The sequence below is a fragment of the Citrobacter sp. Cpo030 genome (assembly GCF_030333005.1).
In the GTDB taxonomy this organism is placed as follows: domain Bacteria; phylum Pseudomonadota; class Gammaproteobacteria; order Enterobacterales; family Enterobacteriaceae; genus Citrobacter; species Citrobacter portucalensis.
The window spans coordinates 340,748-349,141 of the sequence record NZ_JAOWGT010000074.1 but is presented as its reverse complement, the minus strand read 5'-3'; the positions used below and the strand labels follow the sequence as shown (position 1 = coordinate 349,141).

The window sequence follows — 8,394 nt, the reverse complement described above, 5'->3', positions numbered from 1 at the left end:
GTGGGGCTACGTCGGGGCTAAATCACGTCAGCGCTGGTTATTTTACGCCTATGACAGGATGCGCAGGACGGTGGTGGCACACGTCNNTGGTGAGCGTACTCTGGCCACACTGGAGCGTCTTCTGGAGCTGCTGTCGGTCTTTGATGTGGTGGTATGGATGACGGATGGCTGGCCGCTTTATGAATCACGCCTGAAGGGAAAGCTGCACGTTATCAGCAAGCGTTACACTCAGCGCATTGAGCGACATAACCTGAATCTGAGACAACATCTGGCAAGGCTGGGACGGAAGTCACTGTCGTTCTCAAAATCGCTGGAGCTGCATGACAAGGTCATCGGGCATTATCTGAACATAAAACACTATCAGTAAGTTGGAGTCATTACCAATGTTCCGTCTATTAAACTGTTAGCGGTTTCTTTCAATAGCTGAACCCTTGCTTTAAGAAAATCAGAATAATTCATTTCTAAACCATTCGTAGGGATAAGGGAATGCTGAAAGATGCTGTCTTTCAGAAGTTTTTGAATTTGGTTTTGATAATCAATTGGAGATTTATCTTTAATTGAACGGTTATCTTTCTGAGAAAGAAAAGCGAAATTAGCAAGACAGAACCTCTTGATTCTTTCATCAACCCCACATTTTGTTTTAAGATAATTGTCGGGGAATATATGATGAAACTCAGTTTTATTGCATGAGGTAAGCACATCATCAAGATCTACATCAGCACCCGATAAAAAGGATTTAGGTCTCTTTTTTGCTAATAACAATATGAATGTTTTTGTATTAACAGAGGTAACTGAGAAAGCATTCTCGAGGAAAAATTCATCAGTAACTTCAAATTTCTTACGTTCTATTTTTTCATATTTATCTTTGCGTAATTCAACCATTGCAGAAATATCTTGCGAAACAGCAGAATCCACGCTATTTGAATATTTTCGAGAAAAACAAGTATGCCAGAACCATTTTTTTAATAAGTGCCGTTGAGTTGCGTTTGGATGAAATCCAGCAGCATTGTTAGTCATAAAAAAACGTGTTAATGGGATGAGCATCGATTTATATGGCAGTACTTTTAAGGATACTACTCCACAGTCTCGTCTTAAGAAGTCAATCGCACCTAAGAGACCATTTTGGAAAGAAAGAAAATTATTCCTAACCTCATCACCTTTTAACTCAACAATAGCGTGGGATGAACTATCTTCTTTCATCGCCGCGGCACAGCATTTAATTAATAAATCTTCCTCATCTCCTAGATCACCATACTCAACATCATCAAGTTTATTTGAAAGTTCTTCAAATTTGGCTCTAAGATCGAATTCACTACTCCAAGTCCAAGCAGAAAGAAGTTGATATGTATTTAGTGGAATACCATTGCGATTTATTCTTTCAAATATTATAGCAATCTTTGAATGTTCTTCTGTTTCTACTGTTTCGACAGGTATACTTGCTTCTTTAAATTTGGTTTGAAGTTCATCTAATTTTTTTATATGCTCTTCATTCGTAAGTTTTCTTGAATATTTCCCATATTCCACTACGTCAAAAATTATATTTAGGGGGATATAGTTTTCTGGAACGCATTCGTCATCTGTTGCAATAAATTGTGAATCTTGAGCATTTTCTGGAGCATCAAGATCAAAATATATAGGCACCCAGTTTTTACTTTTGTTCTTCAGTAATTCTGTTTGAAATGTTGAGAATATCGATGTAATCCTTTGTTGTCCGTCAAGAACATAATCAATTGGATATTGTTTCTTAGGTTCTGGAAGTGTAAAAGGACCAAGATCACGGTCAAAAGATAGTTTTTCCCTGCTTCGCCAGAATAATACTGTACCTATCGGATATCCTTTATATATGCTATCCATGAGAAATTGGACTCGATCAGGTTCCCATACAAAATCTCTTTGGAATGCAGGGATTCTGATTTCACCTTCGCTTACTTTTTGAATTATTTGTCTAATAGTTAACTGTGAGAAAGCCATAAATTATAGTCCTATCAAATTTATTGACATAATAACGTAAATATATAAACGAAAACTTCTTTATATTCACTAGTATATAAGATGAGATTATATAGGACAAAATATGTTAGTAAACAAACAAGATAAGAATTTTGGCGGAAGATCACAGGAGTGGTAAAATGCCGCCAATGCATTGATTTTGCTGTATTTTATATAGATTTTAAAATAACTTATACACTTTTGTATACACATTCTCTAGAGTGTAGGTCATCCTGAAAAGCCTATATTGTTCCCAATTTAATCAATGAAGTTATTGGGTTGCATCCAAAATATAAAGTTTATTCAACTTTGTTGTGGAGATTCTGAATCCATTTTATTTCTTGAAAATATTTTCTGTTCAGTTTTGTATAAAAATGAGGGTCTATATCTTTTGCATAAGCAATATAACCAGAAAGTTTATTATGATCTTCATCTTTTAATATGCCCTTTGATAAAAGAGAAAGATGCAATCTTATTTTATCTTTCATTGATCTATGTAATGTAATATGAAAATCGTGGCAAACTTTCAATCCGGTAACTACTATACTTCCTCCCGAAGCACTACAAATCTTAAATTTTTTAATGTTAATTTTAAAGTCTGGACCAATCTCTTTCATTGTTCTTTTAAAACAATCCAGAATTAATTTGCTAGCCCCTTTCATATTTGTAGAGACAATAATATCATCAGCATATCGGGTATAAGTGGCATTAAGTTTATCAATTGCATTTAGTTTTTGCGTCAGTTTTTCATCAAGTTCTCTTGCCACAAAGTTTGCAATTAATGGAGATGTAGGAAACCCGATAGGGAGAGTGCTATCTGATATAAAGCAGATCGTTTTTATAAGTTGTAGTAACTCCTTATCATATTCTGTAGTAAATTCAATGCGATCTCGATAACGAGTGAATGCGTACTCAAAATCAGTAAATTTTATTGAAGGGAAAAAATCTTTGAGATCTATTTTCACATAATACTTATTCTTTGATTCGGCATGTAATAAAGCATTGCTTTTTATTGATCGGTTTTTAACAAATGCATATGCAGCATTATGCATTGGGAGCTTCGAAAAAACATTATTCATTAACCAATATTGAATTAATTTAACTTTTGATGACGGGTGATAAATTGTTCTCATACCTCCTTTTTTCTTAGCTATATCCCATTTTTTTGGCGGCTCAGGTGATCGCATTACTTCAGAAGCAAATCCCTTAGTCATCAATGTCTGAGAATCAATTAGGCTATATATTCTCATATACCCTCATCCTTTCTGGCTTGTTCTTGAGGAAAAAAACTTTAAACATTGATGATATGTTGTCAATGTCAAAGTCATATTTAAAATAATATTCTTTATACAAAGAATAATAAATCCCATTTGTGCATGATATTATTCTAATAGCTATTAGAATACCAAGGTGCTTTAGAAGATTTTTTTTGTAATGGCTTTCTGTACCAAATATTTTTGTGATTATTTCGATGAGTTCATTAAGTTGCAAAGGACCACATACAAAAATTACGTCATGAATAAATCGTACTGAGTCTTTATTGAAGTTACTGGAAGGATCTAACTCTTCTTTTTTAAAGTTCTTGAAATTGCTCTGTCGTTCTTAGAAAGAATATCATATAGGGGGTCGAATATTTCGCCAATCCCATCAGAGCGCTCTATACTTTCAATACCTTCTGTCATTTTATAATGTAAGAAATGACCAGATTGTTGTGATTGCTGAGTAATAGCCTTTATTGGTCCCATATTTATAAATGATTTCTCATTTATAAATTTTGTATTGTTAACTATTATTAATTTCTTGCGTAATTGCTTGCTGTATGCGAATGCACCAAGTTCCGTGAAAGATGAATAACTTTCTAAAACAATGATAATATGATCAGCTAATTTAGATAAGTCAGCTTCGATATCTAATAAATTATCAGATAATGATTCTTCATCGGTGCTTAATTCTTTGAAAACTAGTTCAGCAAGAAAAAAGTGACAGTTATTCAAATACCTTTCAGAAAAATTTATTAATTCCAATCGTCTTGCTGATGGTTCTCCATTGTTTTTGTTAGCACCACACAGAAAGACGAATTTTTTTACATTACCAGGACATTTTACTTTGTTCTTTTCAACGAATGATGAAAATAACGCGGTTGCTCTAGATACCTCAGTACCATTTTTTTTTAGCTGAGTCAGCATCGAGAATATCCTTATGCACCTTGATGGTAGAGGACTAAAAGAGCCAAACCTACTTGAGCACGTCGATCAGTTCGCTGATCGGTGGCCCCCAGCCGCCGCTCAGCGAACTGAACGACGGGCATAGCTAAAATACTAGGCGAAACCATGACTCATGGCCCGATGGGCTATTAACCCATAAAATGCTAGGTTTGGCTCTGTTACGCTCTCATAAACCTCAAGAGGATTCAAGAGGAAAGCTATTGATGTGAATTAATTTTCTTTTATCCAAGAGCTGAGAAAAAGTTTTTTTGCATTTAACTGTTCACACTGTTCACCTCGGTTATTTATCATTTTATATCATGTGGTTAGGTGGTGATGAGTTGGTGAAGAGTGAACAGTCGACTCTTCACCTTTGTGATTTTTGCTCGTTCTGGATCTGTCCAGTCGGGCGATGCGCGGGGTGATAAAAAAGTTTTTTCAGGTTTTACTGTTCACCTCTGGTTTTTTATTAATAATTTCATAGTGATAAAGGGTGAATAAACGGTGAAGGGTGAACAGTGGATTGTTCACCTTGTGGCAATAGCCAGAAAGGAAAAGACCGGCTGTTGCCGGTCTGAGTGAGGTTATGTTGCTGCGGGGTCGTCGCACTTCGGCAGCCAGTCGCCGTAGCTTTCCTCTTTCAGCGACAGGTTGGTTTGTATCCCCTGCTTGGTGTGTCGCTTCTCATAATTCAGGCCGTACTCTTTCAGCATCATGGGTAGCCCCAGCCCGAACATTTTCAGGCTGAGCACGTTCCTGTACCCGTTAGCCTCCATATAGGCCAGATACGCGTGATAGAGGTATTTACGGTAATTACGCGGGATGATACTGGCATTCCCCATAAACATCCCGTTGGTCTGTGGGAGCATTTCCAGATAGCCGCAAAAATCAAATGTCGGGTCAGCATCGCGCTTAATGCTGAGCGCCTCGTCGGAGTTCTGCTGTGACTGGAGCAGTCCGCGCGCTGCCATCGGGTCGCTGAATTTCTGCATAAGCTGGCGCACGATGACGGCCAGCTCGCGTGCAATTTTATCCCTGAGCTGCGGGTCGCGTTCCTCCGGGGCAATCTGCTCCGGGAAATGAATAATCACCCGGCGACGGGAGACGCCGCCGCTGCGGTCGGTGAAGCGCATCGGGTTATTGTTCACGGCCAGAATCACCGCCGGAATATGCGTTGAGTACGGATTCTGGTATTTCGGGTCAACTGAAACTGCATCGCCGCCGGTGATGGCCTTGAGTCCTGCGCCGTCACCGCTCCATTTTTCCTGGTCTGGCAGACGGATAAGCGAGAAGCCAATCAGGGAGGCACGCTTGCGCGGGTCTTCCAGTGTGTCGATATCGGCTGACGTGGCGTTATCTTCCCCGGCGAGTAGGGTCGCGATTTCGGCCAGAATACTTTTGCCGCTCCCGCCGGGACCGGTGACTTCGAGAAAGAGCTGCCAGTCGTAACGGTTCGCCAGCACCATAAACAGCGCAGCCAGAATCACGTCGCGTTTTTGTGGATTTTTACCGGCCGCACGGTCGAGCCAGCGCCAGAAGTTCGGCGCGTGAGTCTCCAGCGTTTCCCCTTCCACCGGCGGGGTAAAATCCACATCACACAGCGTGCGCAGCCAGTGCGATTTATGGTGCGGGCTGAATACGCCGCTTTGGGTATCGAGTACCCCGTTGCGAAAGCCAATCAGACGACGTGCCGGTGTATCCTGCTGCGGAATAATCAGTTTCAGGGTCTCCACCACCGAGGCAATTTTCCCGGACGAGAACGGGGCGCGCAGACGCTGGAATAAGTCAGCCACATTTCGTGAAAAAGTGGCGGCAGGGATATTTTTCCAGATGCCGTTTTCATAGCGGGACAGGAGCTGGCCGTTCGCATCCACCGCCAGCGCTTCGCCGTAATGCTCATGCACCCGCAGAGCCTTGTCGCTGGCGCTCATGGCGGTAAATTCCGCCTCGCTCATGGTATCAAACGGACTTTGCGCCGGTGGCCGGATGGCGTCATAAATGGCTTTCCGCGTGGCTTCCTCGCCGTGCTGCGTAAACGCATCATTCCAGTCACCGAACACTGGCGGCAGGGCAACAACACCCTCACAGGCTTCTGCGGCCGCGACGGCTTTTTTCTGGCCGTCGCCGTTAAGGTCGCGGTCGGCTGCGAGGACAATCTGACAGGCCGGGTATTTGTGACGGGCAAGGCTCGCCAGAGAAAGGAGGTTTACGGAGGACAGCGCCACCATGACGGTTTCCCCGGTCAGATGATGCACGGTGAGCGCGGTTGCATAACCCTCCGCAATCCACAGGCGTTTTCCGGTCTGTTTCTGTCCTTCGATGATATGACATGCCCCTTTGACCTGGCCGCCTTTCAGGGTGCGTTTGAGACCGTCAGAACTAATAAGCTGAAGGTTAACCAGTGCGCCGGTATCATCATACAGCGGGACAACCACATCGCCGTCGCGGAACGTCACGCCGCCGGTTTTATGTATGGCGGTGAGCGTCAGACATTCCAGAGCGGGGAAACCCTTGCAGGTGAGGTAGGCATTGCCGGTGGCCGGTCGGGTTTTCTCCATGAGCCTGACGGCCAGCGCGGCCGCCGCTTTGCGGTCGGCCTCCGTTTCAGCCTCTGCGGCCGCAATCACTTCCGGGGCAACCGGCGGCAGGTTGCCGGTCACGGCGTTTATCTTTCCGGCAGCCACTGACGGGGTCACGCCAAACACTTTCTCTACCAGCTTAAGCCCGTCACCTGCGCCACACTGATTGCAGAACCACGTCCCGCGCCCTTCTTTATCGTCAAAGCGGAAACGGTCAGAGCCGCCGCACACTGGGCAGGACTGATGGCGGTTTTTAATCACCTTCACACCCAGCGCCGGGAGAATGCGCGGCCAGTGGCCACATGCCTGTTTTACGGTGTCCGTTACGTTCATTTTCATCGTTGTTTTCTCCCTCAGTGCAGTACCGGCGACGTGATATGACGGGCGCAAAGCTCATCCATCACGGCCAGCCCGAGAAAGGACAGCGATGGCGCGGCTTTGAGTGGTCCGGCTTCCATTAAATCCTCCAGCAGTGCACAGGCAATCTGGCGGCCTTTTTCCTCGCCGTGCTGGCGCAGGTAGAAGCCCTCCAGCTCGGCGGCAATGGCTTTTTCATACGTTACCCTCCCCGGTCAGCCACTGCTGATTGCAGCGTTCGACCACGCCGTCGAGCTGGGTGGTCATGAGGTAAATCACGGAGGTGAGCTGTAACTGCTGCGCCGGGTCACGCCTAACGGTCGCGCAGTCCTGCACCTGCATCAGGTCGCCGACGAGCTGGCCGACATTGCGCATATGCTCAAGACATTCGAGGTCGCGGGCGGTAATGGTGGTGTGTCTCATGCGCGCACCTCCGCAACCGGCAGACGGCCAGCGAACGAGAGAACGTAATCGCGAACGAGAGAAAGGCGTGCGGCGTGCTCATCACCGGCAACGGTGCGGAGCATACAAATACGGGGTTTACGGTCTGCGCGACGAACGGCGGCAAACACAAAGACAAATTGCGGGTGTGACGGGGTGAGGGTCGTAGCCATAAGGGCAACCTCCATTGAGTAACGGTTATCGCCACCACCGGAGCTGCAAATCTCATGGGTGGTGGCCCGGACGGGGTTTGCAGTACCGGCCTCAATGGATACCGGCCAGCCCGAAGGCTGCCCCGCCCGGACCACCATTATCTGACAGGAGCCACGGTGTAAACACCACAGCCCGAAAAATGGGTGTGCCTGAGCTACGACGTAAAAAAAGACGCATGGCGCGTCCGGTGTCGCCATTGAGTTACACGGGCTGCAAATCCCGGCTGCCGATTTTGCGACAGCGGGAAAACTATACCTGGAAACGGCGAAAAGAAGCAAGCCAGAAAAAGGGGCTGTTTGCTGAACGGTCATCATCATGCGTCATAGCCCCGGTTGCGCTCGGCAATGCGATCCGCCATCCATGCAGTGATTTCAGACTGCGCCCACGCCACATTTTTTCCACCGAGGGAGATTTGTTTCGGGAAGGCTTCCCGGCTGATGAGGTCGTAAATGGTCGAGCGGGACAGGCCGCACAGATGCATCACTTCGGGCAGACGGATAAAGCGCTCGTGAACGGTATCAGAAACCGGCATCAGCGGGGCGGCAGGGGCAGAAGACGGGGAAGAAAAAGTGGTGTGCATCGGGCTACCTCACAAAGTCCATACAGTGCCG

General features: G+C 45.2%; 8 protein-coding genes and 1 pseudogene. 1 reads left to right on the top strand and 8 read right to left on the bottom strand.

The window, feature by feature from the left end:
* The first annotated feature begins 58 nt into the window (after window positions 1-58).
* Window positions 59-367, top strand: coding sequence for an IS1 family transposase (locus OGY37_RS20965; protein WP_502873545.1), 309 nt, complete (start codon window positions 59-61; stop codon window positions 365-367).
* Here OGY37_RS20965 and OGY37_RS20960 read toward each other — a convergent pair.
* From OGY37_RS20960 to OGY37_RS20925, 8 genes and pseudogenes are all read right to left on the bottom strand, one after another.
* Window positions 361-1,971: a GmrSD restriction endonuclease domain-containing protein gene (locus OGY37_RS20960; protein ID WP_286621752.1), complete on the bottom strand. Its 1,611-nt coding sequence runs from the start codon at window positions 1,969-1,971 to the stop codon at window positions 361-363. The genes OGY37_RS20965 and OGY37_RS20960 overlap by 7 nt on opposite strands.
* 317 nt (window positions 1,972-2,288) lie before the next feature.
* On the bottom strand, window positions 2,289-3,239 hold the full coding sequence (locus OGY37_RS20955) for a retron St85 family RNA-directed DNA polymerase (protein ID WP_032254751.1): 951 nt from the start codon (window positions 3,237-3,239) through the stop codon (window positions 2,289-2,291).
* 309 nt (window positions 3,240-3,548) lie between these two features.
* Window positions 3,549-4,175: a retron St85 family effector protein gene (locus tag OGY37_RS20950; protein WP_286621750.1), complete on the bottom strand. Its 627-nt coding sequence runs from the start codon at window positions 4,173-4,175 to the stop codon at window positions 3,549-3,551.
* Between the two features lie 602 nt (window positions 4,176-4,777).
* Window positions 4,778-7,111: a primase-helicase zinc-binding domain-containing protein gene (locus OGY37_RS20945; RefSeq protein ID WP_286621747.1), complete on the bottom strand. Its 2,334-nt coding sequence runs from the start codon at window positions 7,109-7,111 to the stop codon at window positions 4,778-4,780.
* Between the two features lie 14 nt (window positions 7,112-7,125).
* Window positions 7,126-7,326 (bottom strand): annotated as a pseudogene (locus OGY37_RS20940) (DUF5375 family protein); the annotation flags it as partial.
* Window positions 7,325-7,552, bottom strand: coding sequence for a hypothetical protein (locus OGY37_RS20935; RefSeq protein WP_095062104.1), 228 nt, complete (start codon window positions 7,550-7,552; stop codon window positions 7,325-7,327). The pseudogene OGY37_RS20940 and the gene OGY37_RS20935, both read right to left, overlap by 2 nt.
* Window positions 7,549-8,100: a host cell division inhibitor Icd-like protein gene (locus OGY37_RS20930; protein ID WP_286621743.1), complete on the bottom strand. Its 552-nt coding sequence runs from the start codon at window positions 8,098-8,100 to the stop codon at window positions 7,549-7,551. The genes OGY37_RS20935 and OGY37_RS20930 overlap by 4 nt, the downstream gene beginning before the upstream one ends.
* Complete coding sequence (locus OGY37_RS20925) at window positions 8,097-8,363, bottom strand: helix-turn-helix transcriptional regulator (RefSeq protein ID WP_181517938.1); 267 nt, start codon at window positions 8,361-8,363, stop codon at window positions 8,097-8,099. Before OGY37_RS20925 ends, OGY37_RS20930 begins: the two co-directional genes overlap by 4 nt.
* Window positions 8,364-8,394: the final 31 nt, after the last annotated feature.